General features: G+C 36.7%; 19 protein-coding genes and 1 riboswitch. All 19 genes read left to right on the plus strand.

Annotated features, from left to right (window positions below; all coding sequences use genetic code 11):
• The first annotated feature begins 77 nt into the window (after positions 1–77).
• The 19 genes from JFT89_RS29245 to JFT89_RS29340 all read left to right on the plus strand — a co-directional run bounded on the left by JFT89_RS29245 (position 78) and on the right by JFT89_RS29340 (position 21,270).
• On the plus strand, positions 78–326 hold the full coding sequence (locus JFT89_RS29245) for a YlmC/YmxH family sporulation protein (RefSeq protein WP_002014571.1): 249 nt from the start codon (positions 78–80) through the stop codon (positions 324–326).
• Between the two features lie 171 nt (positions 327–497).
• Positions 498–1,400, plus strand: coding sequence for a dipicolinic acid synthetase subunit A (gene dpaA, locus JFT89_RS29250; protein WP_002128797.1), 903 nt, complete (start codon positions 498–500; stop codon positions 1,398–1,400).
• Entirely contained in the window at positions 1,397–1,996 is a 600-nt protein-coding gene (gene dpaB / locus JFT89_RS29255) for a dipicolinate synthase subunit B (protein ID WP_002111357.1), read from the plus strand. Before dpaA ends, dpaB begins: the two co-directional genes overlap by 4 nt.
• A 149-nt stretch (positions 1,997–2,145) precedes the next feature.
• Complete coding sequence (gene asd / locus JFT89_RS29260; protein ID WP_002014577.1) at positions 2,146–3,192, plus strand: aspartate-semialdehyde dehydrogenase; 1,047 nt, start codon at positions 2,146–2,148, stop codon at positions 3,190–3,192.
• A 23-nt stretch (positions 3,193–3,215) separates the two neighbouring features.
• Complete coding sequence (gene dapG, locus JFT89_RS29265; protein WP_002137918.1) at positions 3,216–4,448, plus strand: aspartate kinase; 1,233 nt, start codon at positions 3,216–3,218, stop codon at positions 4,446–4,448.
• Between the two features lie 11 nt (positions 4,449–4,459).
• On the plus strand, positions 4,460–5,338 hold the full coding sequence (gene dapA, locus JFT89_RS29270) for a 4-hydroxy-tetrahydrodipicolinate synthase (protein ID WP_002014579.1): 879 nt from the start codon (positions 4,460–4,462) through the stop codon (positions 5,336–5,338).
• Between the two features lie 609 nt (positions 5,339–5,947).
• The gene (locus JFT89_RS29275) at positions 5,948–7,618 is read left to right on the plus strand and encodes a ribonuclease J (protein WP_016092178.1); all 1,671 of its coding nucleotides are present in this window, start codon (positions 5,948–5,950) and stop codon (positions 7,616–7,618) included.
• 102 nt (positions 7,619–7,720) lie between these two features.
• Positions 7,721–8,470, plus strand: a complete 750-nt coding sequence (tepA, locus tag JFT89_RS29280; RefSeq protein WP_002014582.1) for a translocation-enhancing protein TepA — start codon at positions 7,721–7,723, stop codon at positions 8,468–8,470.
• Positions 8,467–8,670 carry a YlzJ-like family protein gene (locus JFT89_RS29285; protein ID WP_002088064.1) on the plus strand — a complete coding sequence of 68 codons (204 nt, stop codon included), beginning with the start codon at positions 8,467–8,469 and terminating at the stop codon, positions 8,668–8,670. Before tepA ends, JFT89_RS29285 begins: the two co-directional genes overlap by 4 nt.
• 214 nt (positions 8,671–8,884) lie before the next feature.
• Entirely contained in the window at positions 8,885–11,269 is a 2,385-nt protein-coding gene (locus JFT89_RS29290; protein ID WP_002066809.1) for a DNA translocase FtsK, read from the plus strand.
• A gap of 203 nt (positions 11,270–11,472) precedes the next feature.
• Positions 11,473–11,574: riboswitch (purine riboswitch) on the plus strand.
• Between the two features lie 233 nt (positions 11,575–11,807).
• Entirely contained in the window at positions 11,808–12,533 is a 726-nt protein-coding gene (locus tag JFT89_RS29300; RefSeq protein ID WP_002146119.1) for a GntR family transcriptional regulator, read from the plus strand.
• An 89-nt stretch (positions 12,534–12,622) separates the two neighbouring features.
• Positions 12,623–13,690, plus strand: a complete 1,068-nt coding sequence (locus tag JFT89_RS29305) for a BMP family lipoprotein (RefSeq protein ID WP_016096232.1) — start codon at positions 12,623–12,625, stop codon at positions 13,688–13,690.
• Between the two features lie 108 nt (positions 13,691–13,798).
• A complete protein-coding gene (locus JFT89_RS29310; RefSeq protein WP_016096233.1) occupies positions 13,799–15,331 on the plus strand; it encodes an ABC transporter ATP-binding protein in 1,533 nt (510 codons plus the stop codon).
• A complete protein-coding gene (locus tag JFT89_RS29315) occupies positions 15,324–16,382 on the plus strand; it encodes an ABC transporter permease (RefSeq protein WP_201040954.1) in 1,059 nt (352 codons plus the stop codon). Before JFT89_RS29310 ends, JFT89_RS29315 begins: the two co-directional genes overlap by 8 nt.
• Positions 16,383–17,342: an ABC transporter permease gene (locus JFT89_RS29320; protein ID WP_002066758.1), complete on the plus strand. Its 960-nt coding sequence runs from the start codon at positions 16,383–16,385 to the stop codon at positions 17,340–17,342.
• A 210-nt stretch (positions 17,343–17,552) separates the two neighbouring features.
• The gene (gene yfmF / locus JFT89_RS29325; RefSeq protein ID WP_002066759.1) at positions 17,553–18,827 is read left to right on the plus strand and encodes an EF-P 5-aminopentanol modification-associated protein YfmF; all 1,275 of its coding nucleotides are present in this window, start codon (positions 17,553–17,555) and stop codon (positions 18,825–18,827) included.
• A complete protein-coding gene (yfmH, locus tag JFT89_RS29330; RefSeq protein WP_002014592.1) occupies positions 18,828–20,114 on the plus strand; it encodes an EF-P 5-aminopentanol modification-associated protein YfmH in 1,287 nt (428 codons plus the stop codon).
• Between the two features lie 117 nt (positions 20,115–20,231).
• Positions 20,232–20,945 (plus strand): elongation factor P 5-aminopentanone reductase, encoded by a 714-nt coding sequence (gene ymfI, locus JFT89_RS29335; protein WP_002014593.1) that lies wholly within the window; start codon positions 20,232–20,234, stop codon positions 20,943–20,945.
• A 76-nt stretch (positions 20,946–21,021) separates the two neighbouring features.
• The gene (locus JFT89_RS29340) at positions 21,022–21,270 is read left to right on the plus strand and encodes a DUF3243 domain-containing protein (protein WP_000114449.1); all 249 of its coding nucleotides are present in this window, start codon (positions 21,022–21,024) and stop codon (positions 21,268–21,270) included.
• The last annotated feature ends 30 nt before the right edge of the window (positions 21,271–21,300 follow it).

Genomic DNA, 21,300 nt, shown 5'->3' on the forward strand with positions numbered 1-21,300 from the left:
GTTATTTTTTTTATATATGCAGAATAGGTACTTATTATAGGATAACCTTCATAAAAAGTAGGATAGGGGGAGATTTAATGCGTTTAAGTGAATTAAGTGGCAAAGAGATTGTGGATTTAGAAAGAGCAGAAAAAATGGGAGTTTTAGGTCATGCAGATTTAGAAATTGATGAGAGAGATGGAAAAATACAAGCGCTTATTATACCTGCTGGGAAATGGGGAGGTTTTAAAAGAGAACAGCAAGAAGTGAGAGTAGAATGGAGCAAAATAAAGAAGGTTGGAAATGATATGATACTTTGCGATCTTACGAACCATTCAAGATCATAGTGAAAGATGACCATTTTGGTTGTCTTTTTTTATCTTTATATAAAGAAGATAAATCACGTGTGCTTTTTGTTTTTCAATCACCTCAAACTCGTACATTACATATGATGTGGAGGAAAAAGAAAAAGTAGGCATTTTTCTTATAAATGAAAGAAAAAGAAGGTGAATTAGGGAATGTTGACTGAGATGCATATTGCTGTCATAGGAGGAGATGCACGGCAGCTAGAAGTAATTCGCAAGCTAGTCGAACTGGACGCGAAACTTTCATTAATAGGGTTTGAACAGTTAGATCATGGCTTCACAGGGGCAGCAAAGGAAAGTATACAAGATTTAAATTTCACTTCTTTAGATGCAATTATTTTGCCGGTTGCAGGGACGAATGCCAGAGGAGAAGTAGATACTATTTTTTCAAATGAAAAAGTTTCCATAACGAAAGAACAAATTGAAAAGACGCCAGAAAACTTCACTATATATTCAGGTATTGGTACACCTTACTTGGAAAATCTCGTAGCTACTACAAATCGCAAACTTGTAAAATTATTTGATCGTGATGATGTTGCAATCTATAACTCTATTCCGACCGTAGAAGGTACACTAATGATGGTTATTCAACATACTGATTACACAATTCATGGATCGAATGTAATGGTTTTAGGATTTGGTAGAACTGGTATGAGTGTTGCAAGAGCCTTTCAATCATTAGGAGCACATGTCAAAGTTGGAGCGAGACGTTCGGAACATATTGCTCGTATTACAGAAATGATGTTTTCTCCTTTTCATATGCAAGATATAGAGAAAGAAGTAGGTAATATCGATATTGTTATTAATACAATTCCGCATCTCGTTGTGACAGCGAATGTTATTTCAAAAATGCCAGCTCATACGCTAGTTATTGATTTAGCTTCTAAGCCAGGTGGCACGGACTTTCGCTATGCGGAGAAGCGTGGAGTGAAGGCACTATTAGCACCTGGTCTTCCTGGGATTGTTGCACCGAAAACAGCAGGACAAATATTAGCGAATGTTCTTTCTCAGTTATTAATAGCAGATGCAATCGCAAAGGAGGATGATGAGAAATGAGTTTGAAGGGAAAACGAATTGGTTTCGGATTTACAGGGTCACATTGTACGTATGAAGAAGTTATGCCACATTTAGAGAAGTTAATTGCAGAAGGTGCAGAAGTACGTCCCGTTGTTTCTTATACTGTCCAATCAACAAATACTAGATTTGGCGAAGGGGAAGAATGGATTAAAAAGATCGAAGAAATAACCGGTTTTAAGGCAATTAATTCAATCGTTGGCGCAGAGCCACTAGGACCGAAAATTCCACTAGATTGCATGGTGATTGCACCACTAACAGGGAATTCGATGAGTAAATTTGCAAATGCAATGACAGACTCTCCAGTATTAATGGCAGCAAAAGCGACGCTTAGAAATGGGAAGCCTGTCGTATTGGCTGTTTCGACGAATGATGCTTTAGGGCTTAATGGAGTAAATCTCATGCGCCTAATGGCTACAAAAGACATCTACTTCGTACCATTCGGCCAAGATGCACCAGAGAAAAAACCGAACTCAATGGTAGCTCGTATGGAGTTACTTGAAGATACAGTATTAGAAGCGCTACAAGGAAAACAATTACAACCTGTTGTTGTAGAAAAATTCAGATATATGAATTAAAAAACGAAAAAAACGTACAATTTTTGTTGAAACCATCATTCTTACTGTAGAATATGATAAAATTAACGTTATTAAGATTAGAGGGGGCATTGTAAGCTCCTTCTAATTCTAAGTTATAGAAGGATTGGTATCTAGAAAGGGGCATAGTGATGGAAAAGCAAAAAACTTTTCATGTCGCTGTAGTTGGAGCAACCGGCGCAGTTGGTGAACAAATGTTAAATACTTTAGAGAAACGAGAATTTCCAATTGGGAAGTTAACGTTACTTTCATCTAAACGATCTGCAGGTAAGAAACTTGTATTTAAAGGCGAAGAATTTACAGTTCAAGAGGCAACTCCTGAAAGTTTTGAAGGAGTAGATATTGCGCTATTTAGTGCAGGTGGATCTGTATCGAAACAATTAGCGCCAGAAGCAGCAAAGCGCGGTGCAATTGTTGTTGATAATACAAGTGCATTCCGTATGACAGAAAACGTGCCACTTGTTGTACCTGAAGTAAATGAAAATGATTTAAAAGAACATAATGGTATTATTGCAAATCCAAACTGTTCTACAATTCAAATGGTAGTAGCTCTTGAGCCAGTTCGCCAGCAATATGGTTTAAAACGAGTAATCGTTTCCACATATCAAGCTGTATCAGGTGCTGGTGCGGCAGCTATTGAAGAACTTCATGAACAATCACAAGCAATCTTAAATGGCGAAGAAGTAAAGGCGAATGTTTTACCTGTATCAGGTGACGAAAAGCATTTCCAAATCGCTTTTAATGCTATTCCACAGATTGATAAATTCCAAGATAATGGATTTACATTCGAAGAAATGAAAATGATTAATGAAACGAAAAAAATTATGCATATGCCTGAATTAGAAGTAGCTGCGACATGTGTACGTTTACCAGTTGTATCGGGTCATTCCGAGTCTGTGTACATTGAAGTAGATAAAGAAGGCGTAACAGTAGAAGAAATGAAAAACTTACTTGCAAATGCAGAAGGTATTGTACTGCAAGATAATCCAGCAGAGCAGTTATATCCAATGCCAGCTACTGCAGTAGGTAAAAATGAAGTATTCGTTGGAAGAATCCGTAAAGATTTAAATAATGATAAAGGATTCCATCTTTGGGTCGTATCTGATAACTTATTAAAAGGCGCTGCATGGAATTCTGTTCAAATTGCAGAGCGCTTAGTAAAATTACAATTAGTGTAAACGGCTAAGAGAAGGTGCAAAATATGAAAATTATTGTTCAAAAATTTGGTGGTACATCAGTACGTGATGACAATGGGCGCAAGCATGCGCTTCACCATATAAAAAAATCGTTAGCTGCTGGTTATAAAGTAGTTACTGTTGTATCAGCAATGGGCCGTAAAGGTGAACCGTATGCAACTGATACGTTATTAAGTCTTGTAAATCAAGAGGAATCTAATATTTCTAAACGTGAGCAAGATTTATTATTATCATGCGGAGAATTAATCTCAGCAATTGTTTTCTCTAACATGTTGAATGAGAATGGTATAAAAGCAGCAGCATTAAATGGTGCACAAGCTGGTTTTGTAACGAATAATGACTTTACGAATGCTAAGATTATTGAAATGAATTGCGATCGTATACATGAAGAGTTACAAAATGTAGATGTTATCGTCGTGACTGGATTCCAAGGTCAAACGAAAAATGGAGATACGACAACACTTGGACGCGGAGGTAGTGATACCTCAGCTTCAGCATTAGGTGTTGCGCTTCATGCTGAATATATCGATATCTTCACAGATGTTGAAGGTGTTATGACTGCGGATCCTCGTATCGTAAAAGATGCACGTCATCTTCAAACTGTAACATATAACGAGATTTGTAACATGGCTTATCAGGGTGCGAAAGTTGTTCATCCGCGTGCGGTTGAAATTGCAATGCATGCAAAAGTACCACTTCGTGTACGTTCTACGTATTCTGATAGTGAAGGTACGCTTATTGCGGCATATGATGGTGCTACAAAAGGGCAGGATGTAGAAGAACGTCCTGTTACAGGGATTGCCCATGTGTCAAACGTAACGCAAATTAAAGTGCTTGCAAAAGAAACTGCATATGATTTACAACAACACGTGTTTAAAGAAATGGCTAATGAAGGGATTAGTGTGGACTTAATTAACATTTCTCCTACCGGTGTAGCTTACACAGTAAAGGATAGTGTATCAGCGCGTGCAGTTGAGGTTTTAAAGCAACTTGGATATGATCCAGTTGTGACAGAGCATTGTGCGAAGGTTTCTATCGTTGGTGCTGGAATGGCAGGTATTCCAGGGGTTACAGCAAAAATCGTCACAGCTTTAGCGGAAAAAGGTATTCAAATTCTGCAATCAGCAGATAGTCATACGACAATTTGGGTTCTTGTAAAAGAAGCCGATTTAGTGGAGGCTGTGAATGCATTACATAGTGCATTTGAGCTTTCAAAAGAAAAGCAACTGGAACAATAAGGAGTGAGATCATGATAGATTTTGGGACAATTGCAACCGCGATGGTAACACCTTTTGATAAAAATGGTAATATCGATTTTGCAAAGACAACGAAATTGGTAAATTATTTAATTGATAACGGTACAACAGCAATCGTGGTAGGAGGGACGACTGGAGAATCTCCTACATTAACATCAGAAGAAAAAGTAGCGTTATATCGCCATGTCGTATCTGTTGTCGATAAAAGGGTGCCCGTCATCGCTGGAACAGGTAGCAATAATACGCATGCTTCTGTTGATTTAACAAAAAAGGCAACTGAAGTTGGTGTTGATGCAGTTATGCTAGTGGCACCGTATTATAATAAACCGAGTCAAGAAGGGATGTACCAGCACTTTAAAACAATCGCTGAAAGCACTCCGCTTCCGGTAATGCTATATAATGTTCCAGGACGATCTATTGTACAAATCTCCGTTGATACAGTTGTTCGTTTATCAGAAATAGAAAACATTGTTGCGATTAAAGATGCAGGCGGCGATGTATTAACAATGACAGAAATCATTGAAAAAACAGCGGACGACTTTGCAGTATACAGCGGTGATGATGGTTTAACATTACCAGCTATGGCAATTGGAGCAAAAGGTATTGTTTCTGTAGCATCTCATGTTATCGGGAATGAAATGCAAGAAATGATTGCTGCATTCCAAGCTGGAGAGTTCAAAAAAGCGCAGAAATTACATCAATTACTAGTAAAAGTAACGGATGCACTATTTATGGCGCCGAGCCCAACACCAGTAAAAACAGCATTACAAATGGTGGGATTAGATGTAGGTTCTGTACGTTTGCCACTTCTTCCATTAACGGAAGAAGAAAGAATAACGTTACAATCCGTAATGCAATCTATTCCTCGTTAATAAAAATGACCTAGTGTGAAACTAGGTCATTTTTATTTTGACTAACTATATGTAAGTGATGAAAATTAGCTATAGTTAATAGGCTGTAATAAGAAGGGGATGGCAGGGGGGGAGAATTAGTAAGAAACTGATTACAGAGATAAGATTTTTTTAGTGAATATCGTTTCATGTTTATGTAAAGAATTTACATGAATATTTTTCCATCAAACTCTTATTACGTAGGGAAAATAGTAAAACTGATATGAATTTTGCCCTCTTAAATTATAATCTCATTTTAGTGTCTTCTCTTGTCTTTCGCATAATTTAACTTGTGTTCTATTTCTTGTATCAGTTATAATATGGCTAAGTAGCTTAGTACGGGTATGCTTAGCAAAATTGGTAAAAATTACGATTTAATGAAATTTTCATATCATATCGAATAAGATATTTGATTTATATAATGAAAGAGAGGTGAAACCTGGTTTAAAAAATTAACAAGGACATGATATCGCATAACGGTAAGGACATTCGTCTTGGACGGTGAATATATGGTGGTTGTAGAGTTTCCCCTGGTGTCTCTGCAATTTTAGTGAAATCAGTGTTTGCAAGATTTTTAAACCAGGCAACAACATGAAGAGAAAAGAGAATGAGTCTGTTAAAGTATTTGCTCTTGGCGGAGTAGGTGAAATCGGAAAAAACATGTACTGTGTTGAAATTGATTCTGAAATCTTTATTGTAGATGCCGGATTGATGTTCCCGGGAGATGAAATGTTTGGGATTGATATTGTTATTCCTGACATTACATATTTAGTAGAAAATCAAGAGCGAGTAAAAGGACTATTTATTACCCATGGTCATGAAGATCATATTGGTGGAATTGTTTATGTGCTTCGTAAATTATCTATTCCAGTATATGCGACGAAATTAACGGTAGGACTTATACAAGAAAAGCTTGGCGAAGCAGGAATGTTAGGCCGTGTAGACTTAAAAACAATTGACTCGAATTCAACAGTAGAGTTTAATTCAACAAATGTGTCATTCTTCGGAACGACACATAGTATTCCGGATTCTGTGGGTGTTTGTTTCCATACATCAAAAGGTGCTGTAGTATATACAGGAGACTTTAAATTTGATCAAACTCCAATCGGAAATAGTGGAGCAGATCTTGGGAAAATGGCGCAAATTGGAAATGAAGGCGTACTTTGCTTGTTATCTGATAGTACAAACGCTGAACGTCCTGGTTATACAGGTTCGGAAAAAGAAGTTGGTATAGAGATTTCTAAAGTATTCTATAGTTCAGAAGGGCGTATTATTGTTGCTTCATTTGCCTCCAATGTACATCGTATTCAACAAGTGTTTGATGCAGCTGCTGAAACTGGAAGGAAAGTAGCGGTAGTAGGACGTAGCATGGTGAAAGTGGTAGATATTGCAAGACGTCTTGGTTATTTAGATGTTCCAGAAGGTATGGTTATTTCATTACAAGAAATAGACAATTTCCCGGAAAAAAAGGTAGCTATCTTAACGACTGGTAGTCAAGGGGAACCGATGGCAGCCCTTTCTAGAATGGCGAAGCAAGCTCATAAACAAATTTCAATTCGTAAAGGTGATACTGTTATTATTGCAGCTTCTCCAATTCCAGGGAATGAAATATCTGTATCAAAAATTATTGACTTGTTATTTAGATCTGGTGCTGAGGTTATTTATTACGGTGAAAGAAAAGTTCACGTTTCAGGTCATGGTAGCCAAGAAGAATTAAAGCTGATGATAAATTTAATGAAGCCGAAGTATTTTGTACCCGTACATGGTGAGTTCCGTATGCAAAAAGCACATGCGTATTTAGCGGAAGATGTAGGTATTAAGAGAGAAAATATCTTTATCGTAGAAAAAGGCGATGTAATTGCTTTTGGTGACGATGAAGCAAAATTAGCTGGTAAAGTGCAAGCTGGTAATGTTTTAATTGATGGATTAGGTGTAGGTGACGTCGGTAACATCGTTCTTCGAGATAGAAAGATGTTATCTCAAGATGGAATTTTAGTTGTTGTTGTAACACTTGGTAAGGATGAAAAGAAAATAATCTCTGGTCCAGAAATTATTTCACGCGGCTTTGTATATGTTCGTGAATCAGAAGCATTAATCGAACGATCCACAGATATTGTACGTATGATTGTTGAACAATCAATTAAAGAATACACAATTGAATGGTCTATGTTGAAACAAAATATTCGTGAATTATTAGGGCAGTTCTTGTACGAAGAAACGAAGAGAAAGCCAATGATTTTACCGATTATTATGGAAGTATAAAGAAGGTCACCTTTACAGGTGATCTTTTTCTTTTTTAACCCTATCGAATGAAATTCATAACTTAAGAAATAATAGTTATATACGAGTGAAAGGGGATGCGATATGACAGAACGTGATCGTTATACAAATGAAGAAAAAGAAGCTGAGCCGAAAGAAGTTCCAAAAGAGGCTTCTATAGTGGAGAAAATTCAGCAACTTGGACAGACAAATGTACCACAAATGAATGAATCGCGTATTCATTGCTTAACAATTGTTGGGCAGGTGGAAGGTCATATTCAGTTGCCACCACAAAATAAAACAACAAAATATGAACACATCATTCCGCAAATTGTCGCGATTGAACAAAATCCAAAAATTGAAGGCTTACTGTTAATATTAAATACAGTTGGGGGTGACGTTGAAGCTGGATTAGCGATTTCTGAAATGGTGGCTTCGCTTTCAAAACCAACTGTATCTCTTGTTTTAGGAGGAGGGCATTCAATCGGTGTACCGATTGCGGTCTCAACTGATTATTCATTTATTGCCGAAACAGCGACGATGACAATTCATCCGATTCGTTTAACAGGTCTTGTTATAGGTGTGCCACAAACATTTGAGTATTTGGATAAAATGCAAGAAAGAGTCATTCGATTTGTGACAAAGCATTCGAAAGTAACGGAAGATCGTTTTAAAGAGCTTATGTTTGCAAAAGGGAATTTGACGCGAGATATTGGGACGAATGTAATAGGTGGAGATGCAGTGAAATATGGTCTTATAGATGGTGTCGGTGGTATTGGTAGCGCACTTCGAAAATTAAACGAATTAATTGATGAACGCAAGGATAATAGTACAGAAGGGACAATGCTACAATGATTTTATATACAATTATGCCAGAGCAACTTGTGTATCCGGCCGATTATTCACAATGCGAAAGCCAAAAAGTTGTGAATATAAATGGCGTGGAATTAGTGGTTTCTGAGGAGGATAATCAATGTTACTCTATTGTACGTGTATTAAGTACGAATCCGTCTCACTACCTAGAGTTTGAGCCTGGACAGAAAATTACCTTTTAGCAAAAAGAAGGATTTTGTTTAGGAGCTATGGTATAATATAAAAAACAAGACGGTTGAGCAGCCATGAGTAGGCTGCTTTCTTCTGTTTATTTAACATTTTACAAGAAGTGTAAAAATAGAAGATATAAAGACCTGAAAAATAGAGAGAAAGACATGTAAGTAGAGCTTTTTTATAAGAAAGTTGTACTTAATTTTTAGAACACGAGGTGAAGAAATGGCAAAACAAAAGCAAAGAGGGACGAAGGCTAAGGCAAGACGTACGATAAAGCCAACTTTGTATTATGAAATCGTCGGGTTGACTCTTTTTGCACTTTCGATTATTACGATTTTACAGCTAGGTGTTGTAGGAAAATCGTTTGTGTTATTTTTTCGCTTCTTCTTTGGTGAGTGGTACATAATTGGTGTGTTAGGTGTAATAGCTTTATCTGTTGCGTTTGTAATAAAGCGGGGATGGCCCAACCTTTTAAATAAACGGCTAATAGGTGTTTATTTAATTGTACTAGCAATATTAATGTTTAGTCATATTACATTATTTAACCTGCTTACGAAAGATGGAGCTGTACAAAATACTTCTGTAATTGTTAGTACAAAAGATTACTTCTTCCTTGAAATGAAAAAGGGCCCGGATAGTGTTCATTTAGGTGGTGGTATGTTCGGTGCACTGATGTTCGCAACGTGCTACTTCTTATTTGACGAAGTAGGGGCATATATCATTGGAATTATTTTAGTTATTCTTGGAATACTTTGTATAACAAATAAACATATTGGAGAAGTACTTGCTCCGATAGGGAGAATTCTTAAAAGTCAGTTTCAAGTAATGCAAGGGGATTATAAAGATTGGAAATCTCAAAGGGTCGCCGAGCAAACTGAAAAGAAAAAAACAACAAGAAGCAAGAGGCGTGAACGTGTTGCTGAACAAGAAGAAGCTATTGAGCCAGTAGAAGAAATAGAAATTGGTCCACCAATTATTTCGAATTTTACTGAGAATTATCCAGTACGTGAAGAGACGGAAAAGCAGATAGAAGAAAATGATTTAATCACTCCTCCGTTTATTGAAGAGGCAGTTCCACCTGCGCCAGAAGAACAACCTCACAAGAAACGAGGAGAAAAAATCGTTGAATCGCTAGAAGGTGAAACGAAAGCACCTCCTATGCAATTTTCTAATGTGGAAAATAAAGATTATAAGCTTCCTTCGCTTGATATATTAAAGTTTCCCCAAAATAAGCAAGTTACAAATGAAAATGCGGAAATTTATGAAAATGCTCGTAAATTGGAACGTACATTCCAAAGTTTTGGTGTGAAAGCGAAAGTAACAAAAGTACATAGAGGTCCTGCAGTTACGAAATATGAAGTGTATCCTGATATGGGAGTAAAGGTAAGTAAAATTGTTAGTTTAAGTGATGATTTAGCGCTTGCTTTAGCAGCGAAAGACATTCGTATTGAAGCACCTATTCCCGGGAAATCAGCTGTAGGGATTGAGGTTCCGAATTCAGAAGTTTCTATGGTAACGCTGAGAGAAGTTCTTGATTCAAAGGCGAATAACCACCCAGAAGAGAAGTTATTAATCGGTCTTGGACGTGATGTTACAGGAGAGGCTGTATTGGCACGTTTAAATAAAATGCCCCATTTATTAGTAGCTGGTGCGACTGGTAGTGGAAAGAGTGTATGTATTAATGGAATTATTGTAAGTATTTTAATGCGTGCAAAACCGCATGAAGTAAAATTAATGATGATTGATCCGAAAATGGTAGAGTTAAATGTATATAACGGTGTTCCGCACTTATTAACACCAGTCGTAACTGATCCGAAAAAAGCATCACAGGCTTTGAAGAAAGTTGTGAGTGAAATGGAGCGTCGTTATGAATTATTCGCGCATAGCGGTACGCGTAACATTGAAGGATATAATGATTATATTAAAGAACATAATAGCCAATCGGAAGCGAAACAACCTGAATTACCATATATTGTAGTAATTGTGGACGAGTTAGCTGATTTAATGATGGTTGCTTCTTCGGATGTAGAAGATGCGATTATGCGTTTAGCGCAAATGGCACGTGCTGCTGGTATTCATTTAATTATTGCGACTCAGCGCCCGTCAGTTGATGTTATCACAGGTGTTATTAAAGCGAATATTCCATCGCGTATTGCATTTGCTGTATCTTCCCAAATAGATTCTCGAACGATTCTTGACGGTGGTGGTGCAGAAAAGTTGCTAGGTCGTGGAGATATGTTATTCATACCAATTGGTGCATCGAAACCTGTTCGTGTACAAGGGGCGTTTTTATCAGATGATGAAGTTGAGAGAGTCGTAGAATCTGTTATTGCACAGCAAAAAGCGCAATATCAAGAGGATATGATTCCACAAGATGTTCCTGAAACAAAGCAGGAAGTAGAAGATGAACTATACGATGAAGCGGTTCAGCTTGTAGTAGAAATGCAAACAGCATCTGTTTCTATGTTACAACGTAGATTTAGAGTAGGATATACGCGAGCAGCTCGTTTAATTGATGCCATGGAAATGAATGGTGTAGTAGGTCCTTATGAAGGTAGTAAACCAAGGGGAGTACTCATTAAAGATGTGCAAGAAAAAAGTTCTTAAAAAAAGCCTAATTGTTTTTACAATTAGGCTTTTTTATATGCTGTTTTTGTTATATACTATAGTCATCAACGAAGAAAGGGCTTACATCTTTAAGGGTCCTTTAGAATACGAATGCTTATCGTTTTGATTTTCAAAACGTTCGATATTTAATGTAGAAAAATGTTGAATTCTGTTGACACATATGGGAGCAAGTGGTAAGATTACTTCGAAAAGAATCACTGCCTCATATAATCTTGGAGATAAGGTCCATAAGTTTCTACCTGGCAACCATGAATTGCTAGACTATGAGGGGAAAAGTGTGTAACAAAGGATGTAAGGAATCTTTGTGCCGAACTTTTTCTCTATATGAGAAATGTTTATGGTACAAAGTTTTTTTTATGGAATAAAGTGTGAAAATTTCATCTTGAAAAATTATTAATATTTATTCGATAATTACGCTTATTTTTAGTATTTAGTAATTTATACTATGTTGTAAGTTGAAAAAAGAGAAAAGAAGTCTTACATCAGAGGTCGAATAATTGAAATGCGGGGGAGTCTTATGTCAGTAAAATCCGATAGTCGTCACCTATATTTGCGGGTGATTGATCACATCAAAGGAAAAATTAAAGATGGGGCTTACAAAGAAAAACAAAAGTTACCTTCAGAGTTTGATCTAGCGAAAGAACTTGGTGTAAGTAGGGCAACTTTAAGGGAAGCACTACGCATTTTAGAAGAAGAAAATGTTGTCATTCGTAGACATGGTGTAGGGACATTTGTAAATGCGAAACCGTTATTTTCTTCTGGAATAGAGCAGCTTTCCAGTATTACAGATATGATTTCTAGTGTGGGGAAAACACCGGAAACAATCTTTTTATCATCATCTACAACAACTTTAACAGAAGAAGAAAAAGAGAAATTCAATTGTGAAGATGGCTTTAGTGCAGTAATGATCGAGCGTGTTCGTACAGCGGATGGGGAACCAGTTGTATATTGCATTGATAAACTGGCAAAAGAGATATTACCAGATTTATCGGGATACAATGAGGAATCGCTGCTTACAGTAATACATAATAATACGCACAAGCGAATCACATACGCAGTTGCTCACATTGAGCCAATAGGTTATCATCCGAAAATTTCACCGATTTTAGAATGTGAACCTGAGACAGCATTGCTAGTTTTAAAACAAATGCACTATGACCAAAATGATGAGCCAATCTTATATTCTATTAATTACTTTAGAGCTGACAAGTTTAGCTTCCACGTATTAAGAAAACGTATGTAGGTAAGTTCCTTTTTAGGGAGGTGACAGCAAGAAGTAGGGACAGCAGCGTATGAATCAATAGACAAATCATTTCAGGAGGGGTTTCTAGTATGAAGAAAAAAACAGGTCTTTTATTATCGTTAACGTTAGCAGCAAGTGCGGTGTTAGGTGCATGTGGTAACTCGGATAAAGAGAGTAGCGACAAAAAAGAGTTCAAAGTTGGTATGGTTACTGATGTTGGGGGCGTTGATGACAAATCATTTAACCAATCAGCTTGGGAAGGTTTAACGAAATTTGGTAAAGACAACGATTTAAAGAAAAATGAAGGATATCGTTACCTTCAATCAAGTAAAGATGCTGATTACATTCCAAATTTAACGAAATTTGCGAAAGATAATTATAACACAACATTTGGTATTGGATACTTAATGGAAAAATCAATCGAAAAGGTCTCTGAACAGTACCCGAAAGAACAATTTGCGATTGTAGATACAGTTGTAAAGAAGCCGAATGTAACAAGTATTACATTTAAAGACCATGAAGGTTCATTCCTAGTTGGGGCTGTAGCAGCAATGACAACAAAATCAAATAAAGTTGGTTTCGTTGGTGGTGTGAAGAGTCCATTAATTACAAAATTCGAATCAGGTTTTAAAGCTGGTGCAAAAGCAGTAAATCCAAATATCGAAATTGTATCACAATATGCTGATGCGTTTGATAAGCCAGAAAAAGGATCTGTATTAGCTTCGGCAATGTACGGTCAAGGTGTTGACGTAATTTATCACGCTTCAGGTGCAACTGGTAACGGTGTATTCACAGAAGCGAAAAACCGCAAGAAAAAAGGTGAAAACGTTTGGGTAATCGGTGTTGACCGTGATCAAAACCAAGAAGGTATGCCTGAAAACGTAACTTTAACTTCAATGGTAAAACGTGTTGATATTGCAGTTGCAAAAGTGGCACAAGAAGCGAAAGATGGTAAGTTAAAAGGCGGTAAAGTAGAAGAGTTTGGCTTAAAGGATGAAGGTGTCGGCATTGCGAAAACAACTGACAATGTGAAAAAAGTAAACCCAGAAATTTTAACAAAAGTAGAAGAGTTTGAGAAGAAAATCACTGCTGGTGAAATTAAAGTACCTGCGACTGATGATGAATATAAAGCATACGAAGCTGCTCTAAAGAAATAATGATAGAGCAATAGCAAAGGTTAGTTCTTGGAACTAACCTTTGTATATATAAAAATACTTTTAATAGAGTGTAATTGGGGAGTGTTCCCTGCTAGAAGGAGGAACAAAATGGAATACGTAATTGAGATGAACAATATTACAAAAGTATTCCCAGGCATTGTGGCGAATGATGATATTACGCTGCAAGTAAAACAGGGAGAAATACATGCTTTACTTGGAGAAAATGGTGCAGGGAAATCAACGCTGATGAATGTACTGTTCGGTTTGTATCAACCAGAACAGGGCGAAATTAAAATTAAAGGAAACCCTGTGAAAATTACAAATCCGAATATAGCAAATGACCTTGGAATTGGGATGGTCCATCAGCACTTTATGCTTGTTCATAATTTTACAGTTACAGAGAATATCATTCTTGGAAATGAGCCGAAGAGAAAAGGGAAAATAGCTGTTGAAGAGGCTGCAAAAGAAATTAAACAATTATCTGAACAGTACGGTTTAGCTGTTGATCCAAATGCAAAGATTGAAGATATTTCGGTTGGGATGCAGCAAAGGGTTGAAATATTAAAGACGCTTTATCGTGGTGCGGAGATTTTAATATTCGATGAACCGACTGCAGTGTTAACTCCTCAAGAAATTCATGAGTTGATTCAAATTATGAAAAAGCTTGTGCAAGAAGGGAAATCTATCATTCTTATTACACATAAATTAAAAGAAATTATGGAAGTTTGCGATCGTTGCACAATTATTCGTAAAGGTAAAGGAATTGGTACAGTTGACGTTGCGGAAATGGATGAACATAAACTTGCAGAATTAATGGTCGGACGTCAAGTGAATTTTAAAACAGAAAAAATAGGGGCCAAACCGAAAGATGAGGTTCTGTCTGTTGCGAATCTTGTCGTTCATGATGCACGCCAATTACCTGCTGTAAAAGGCCTTGACTTAACTGTTCGTGCAGGAGAAATCGTTGGTATTGCAGGGATTGATGGAAATGGTCAAAGTGAATTAATAGAGGCGATTACTGGTTTACGAAAAGTTGAGTCAGGTTCTATTGCAATTAAAGGAAAAGAAATAACGAATTGGCCTGTTCGAAGAATTACAGAGGAAGGAATTGGTCATATTCCAGAAGACCGTCATAAACACGGGCTAGTTCTTGATTTTTCTGTTAAAGACAATATAGTTTTGCAAACATACTATAAAAATCCATTTTCAAAGAAGGGGATTTTAAACTTTAGCAAAATCACAGAGAAAGCAAAGGCGCTTATTGAACAGTTTGATGTACGTACACCTAGTGAACAAACATTAGCGCGTGCTCTATCAGGTGGAAATCAGCAGAAAGCTATCATTGCACGTGAAGTAGATCGTAATCCAGATTTATTAATTGCAGCACAGCCAACACGTGGTTTAGATGTAGGTGCGATTGAATTTATTCATAAGAAGTTAATCGAGCAGAGAGATAACGGGAAAGCGGTATTACTTCTATCGTTAGAACTGGATGAAATTTTAAATGTAAGTGATCGAGTTGCTGTTATATATGAAGGGAAAATTGTAGCAATTGTCGATGCGAAAGAAACAAATGAACAACAGCTTGGTTTGTTGATGGCTGGCGGAACGGAGAAAGAGAAGGTGAATACAAATGGCTAAAAAATTTTTAACGGAGCGAACAATTAACATTTTAGTTCCTGTATTATCCGTTATTTTTGGTTTACTTGTTGGTGCCATTGTAATGTTAGTTAGTGGATATGATCCAATTGTTGGGTATGCAGCGCTTTGGGAAGGAATGGTTGGAAATCCGCAGGCTATCGGTGAGACGCTACGTACGATGATTCCACTCGTGTTAGCTGGTCTGTCTGTTGCATTTGCGTTTCGTACAGGTCTCTTTAACATTGGGGTAGAAGGACAATTATTAGTTGGATGGCTTGCCGCTGTCTGGTTTGGATATGCAGTATCGTTACCAGCATTTTTGCATATTCCGTTATCTATTTTAGTAGCCGCGATTGCCGGTGGTTTATGGGGATTTATACCTGGATATTTAAAAGGAAAGCTTAAAGTAAATGAAGTAATTGTCACAATTATGATGAACTACATTGCACTTTATGTTACGTATGATCTTATTAAACGTTTTATACATGAAGGTAATGAGAAATCTTATGATGTACAAGTGAGTGCTTCATTAGCTTCTGATTGGCTATCTTCATTGACAGATGGATCTCGTTTGCACTGGGGAATTGTTGTAGCTATTTTAATTGCTATTGTAATGTGGTTCGTATTAGATAGAACTACGTTAGGATATGAGTTAAAATCGGTTGGTTTTAACCAAAATGCATCGCAATATGCAGGGATGAAAGTCTCTCGTAATGTTGTATTATCAATGACAATTGCTGGCGCTTTTGCTGGAATTGGTGGGGCAATGGAAGGTCTAGGAACATTCCAAAGTATGACGGCAATGACATCGTTTACTGGTATTGGATTCGATGGGATTGCGGTAGCTCTTCTTGGAGGAAATAATCCGTTTGGTATATTATTATCGGCTTTACTGTTCGGTGGTTTGAAAAGTGCAGCCCCGCAAATGAATTTTGAAGCAGATGTACCTTCTGAGTTAATTAATGTTATTATCGCATGTATTATTTTCTTTGTTGCTTGCAGTTATGTTTTACGCTGGGCACTTACACGCATGAGCAAGGAGGGGAAATAAATGAGCTTTATAGATATTTTAGCCATTCTTGTGACTGGTACGTTATATACGGCAGCGCCACTTATTTTTACGGCGTTAGGTGGAGTGTTCAGTGAACGTTCTGGGGTTGTAAATATAGCATTAGAAGGTTTAATGTTATTTGGTGCATTTACTGGTATCGTTACAACGTTATTAATGGGTGATACGTGGGGAGCAATGACTCCTTGGATTGCACTATTATTTGCAGCTATTGGTAGTGGGTTATTTGCACTTCTTCACGCAGTAGCGTCCATTACATTCCGCGCGGATCAAGTAGTAAGCGGGGTAGCGATTAACTTTTTGGCTCTCGGTTTAACAGTATTTGCGATTAAGAAAATCTTTGGTAAAGGACAGACTGATTTTATTCAATACCGAATTGAAAAAATCGATGTTCCAGGACTTTCGGATATTCCGGTAATCGGGAAAATCTTTTTCTCAAATGTACCGTTAACATCGTATATTGCCATTATTTTAGCATTTGTTGTTTGGTACATTATTTATAAAACACCGTTCGGTCTTCGTCTTCGTGCTGTTGGTGAACATCCAATGGCAGCAGATACGATGGGGATTAATGTATATAAAATGCGTTATATTGCAGTTTGTATATCTGGAATGTTTGCAGGAGTGGGTGGTGCGGTCTTCGCAATGTCGATTTCTGGTAACTTCTCAGGTGCTACAATTACTGGACAAGGTTTCTTAGCATTAGCAGCTATGATCTTTGGTAAATGGAATCCACTTGGTGCTCTTGGAGCAGCGCTGTTCTTCGGATTTGCTCAATCACTTGGGATAACAGGTGGTACAATTCCTATATTAAAAGAAATTCCAAGTGTATTCTTAACGATATTACCGTATGTATTTACAATATTAGCACTCGTTGGTTTTGTAGGCCGATCTGAAGCTCCGAAAGCATTAGGAACGCCTTATGAAAAAGGAAAACGATGAGTATTTAGAAAGTATAAAAAAAGCTCGCACATTAGTGCGGGCTTTTTTACATAGAATATATTTAATACGGAATTTTACTATGTTCCTTACATATTAAAGTTTTTAGAAAGACTCAAATGTAAGCATAATAAGGAAGAAAAGTTGATTTTTTATTTCTAAAAACTGTATATTGAAGAGGAATATTCCTACATACGTAAAGGAGGGCTATTAATGAAACTAATGGAACAGCAACTGCATGAATTAGGTGGCTTGCGAGTACATATTATTCCGACTGATAAATTTAAAACAAATACCTTTGTATTTCGTTTTAAAGCACCTTTAAATGAGGAGACGGTGACAGAGCGTGCCCTATTGCCGTACGTATTGCAAAGTGCGACAGAAAAACTGCCTTCTGTAATTCGTCTTCGTCAATATTTAGAAGAATTATATGGATCTTCTTTAGCGGTAGATGTAAGTAAAAAAGGGGAAGACCATATCATCTCTATTTATGTAGACATTGCAAATGAAACATATTTACGCGATGCACCACCGTTATTTGAAAAAGCGCTTTCTATGTTATCTGATATTGTTTTACATCCAGCAACAGAAGGGGACGGTTTTCTATCTTCTATTGTAGAAAGTGAGAAACGAGCACTCTTGCAACGAATTGAAGCTACTTATGATGATAAAATGCGTTATGCAAACGAGCGTTTAATTGCAGAAATGTGCAAAGTAGAACCATATCGCTTAAGTGCAAATGGAAAAAAAGAAAGTGTTGCTTCTATTACAAATGAAAGTTTGTATCAATATTATCAAAAAGTGTTAGCTGAAGATGAAATGGATTTATATATCATTGGTGACATTTCAGAAGATGCTGTGGAGCTTGTAAATAAGTATTTTTCGATTTCACCTCGCGCTATGAAAGAGAGAAATGTACTTCTTCATAAACGAAATAATGAAGAAAAAGAAATTGTTGAAAAACAAGAACTAAAGCAAAGTAAATTAAATATCGGCTATCGCACATTCATTACGTATAAAGATGAAGATTATTTTGCATTACAATTGTTTAACGGATTATTTGGAGGGTTTTCTCATTCGAAGTTATTTGTAAATGTCCGTGAAAAAAATAGTTTAGCGTACTATGCAGCATCGAGATTTGAAAGTCATAAAGGTTTGCTCTTCGTTATGTCTGGAATTGAAGCGAAGAACTTTGAAAAAGCTGTTGAAATTATTAAAGAACAAATGAAAGCAATGCAAAACGGTGATTTTTCAGAGGAAGAGATTAAGCAAACGAAAAGTGTAATTCAAAATCAAATCTTAGAGGCAATTGATACACCACGTGGTTTTGTTGAAATGCTTTATCACGGGGTGATTTCAGAGCGTACGCGTCCAGTTGAAGAATGGCTAACGGGCATAGAAAGCGTGACGAAAGAAGAGATTGTGAAAGTTGCTAATAATATTGAACTAGATACAATTTACTTTTTACATGGAACGGAGGGAGAATAAATGGAGAAAATTGTGTATGAGCAATTAAAAGAGACGCTATATTATGAAAAACTTCCGAATGGATTAGACGTATATATCTTACCAAAACAAGGCTTCAACAAAACATTTGCAACATTTACGACGAAGTACGGTTCTGTTGATAATACATTTGTACCGCTTGGAAAAGAAGACATGACTCGTGTACCAGATGGAATTGCTCATTTCCTTGAGCATAAATTGTTTGAAAAAGAGGACCATGACGCGTTTCAATTGTTTAGTAAACAAGGTGCTTCAGCGAACGCTTTTACATCTTTTACAAGAACCGCTTATCTCTTTTCCTGTACATCAAATGTAGAGAGAAATTTAAATACGTTGTTAGACTTTGTACAAGAACCGTATTTCTCTGAAAAAACGGTTGAAAAAGAAAAAGGTATTATCGGTCAAGAAATTCAAATGTACCAAGATAACCCAGACTGGCGTTTATACTTTGGGTTAATCGATAGTTTGTTTGTGAAACATCCAATTAAAATTGATATTGCAGGGACGATTGAGTCTATTAGTAAAATTACAAAAGACCTACTGTATGAATGTTATGAGACTTTTTACCATCCGAGCAACATGTTATTATTTGTTGTTGGAGCGATTGATCCTGAAAAAACAATGGATTTAGTTCGTGAAAATCAAGCGAAAAAAGATTACGAAAATCAACCAGAAATCGTTCGCTCTTTTGAAGAGGAACCAGAAGAAGTAAATGAAAAGAAAAAGATTATTTCAATGCCTGTTCAAACTCCAAAATGCTTAGTTGGTATTAAGGCGACGAATTTAAAAGAAAAAGGGCAAGCTCTGTTAAAACAAGAAATTGCGCTTACATTACTTTTAGATTATTTATTTGGAAAAGGGTCAGTTCATTACGAATCTTTATATAATGAAGGTCTTATTGATGATTCGTTCTCGTATGACTATACAGAAGAAAATAACTTCGGTTTTGCAATGGTTGGTGGAGATACGAAGCACCCTGATGAATTGGCAGAGCGATTAAAAGGTATTTTACTACAAACGAATTATGATCAGTTAGATGAGACTGCGCTGGAACGGGTGAAGAAAAAGAAAATTGGTGGATTTTTACGATCGTTGAATTCACCTGAATATATTGCAAATCAGTTTACACGATATGCGTTTAATGAATCTAGTTTATTTGATGCTCTTACAGTGTTAGAAGGATTAACTGTTCAAGACCTACAACAAGCAGCAAAAACATTATTAATTGAAGAGAAAATGAGTGTCTGCCAAGTGTTACCAAAAAAATGAAGTAATATTTGAATAAAAAACGCAGTATCTATATCCCTCATCTAACGTTTGGTTATTGCCAAATGGTAAGATGAGGGTATTATTTATTTATACATAAAAAGATAAGAGAGGGAATTTATGAAAAAGTATGCATTAGTAACTGGAGGAAGCGGAGGGATTGGCTCTGCTATTTCGAAGCAGTTAATCGAGGATGGTTATACAGTCTATATTCATTACAATAAAAGCGAAGAGAAGATAAGGGGGTTACAAAAGGAGTTTGATGCAGTGATTCCTGTGCAAGCAAATTTAGCTTCTATTGATGGAGCAGAGAAATTGTGGGGACAAATCGAACATCCTATTGATGTTATTGTATACGCAGCTGGAAAGAGTATATTTGGATTAGTAACAGATGTTACGAATGAAGAATTAGATTATATGGTGGAGCTTCAAGTGAAGAGTGTATATAGACTTTTATCGATGGCGCTTCCACCGATGATCGGGCGGAGAAGTGGTAATGTTGTTGTTATTTCATCCATTTGGGGGCAAATAGGAGCGTCTTGTGAGGTGCTGTACTCAATGGTGAAAGGTGCACAAAATTCATATGTGAAGGCTTTAGCGAAAGAAGTTTCTCTAAGTGGATTGCGCGTTAATGCGGTAGCGCCAGGTGCGATCGAAACAGAAATGTTAAATGTATTTTCAGAAGATGATAAAAATGAAATTGCTGAAGATATTCCATTAGGTAGAATAGGACTACCCGAAGAAGTAGCAAAAACAGTCTCCTTCCTCGTTTCGCCAGGAGCTTCTTATATTACGGGGCAAATTATCGGAGTGAATGGCGGTTGGCATTGCTAAAAAATTCTTACATAAAAAACAAGAAATTGTACAAATTAAGCATGATTCTATTACTAAAATAGTGAGGTGCTTAAACATGTCAGTGTTAGATAATTTTGATCAGTGGAAGAGCTTTTTAGGAGAACGTTTAGAACAAGCGGGGGGAAAAGGGCTTGATGGTGGTGCCGTATCAGATATGGCATTTCGTGTTGGTGATTATTTAGCAAATGAAGTAGAAGCGCGCAACGATCAAGAAAAATTATTGTCTGAGCTTTGGAAAGTTGCTGATGAACAAGAGCAACATACAATTGCAAATTTAATGGTGAAGTTTGTACAACATAAGTAAAAGTAGAGAGGAGAAGCTCCTCTCTACTTT

The sequence above is a fragment of the Bacillus sp. TH25 genome (assembly GCF_016650935.1).
Lineage (GTDB): Bacteria > Bacillota > Bacilli > Bacillales > Bacillaceae_G > Bacillus_A > Bacillus_A mycoides.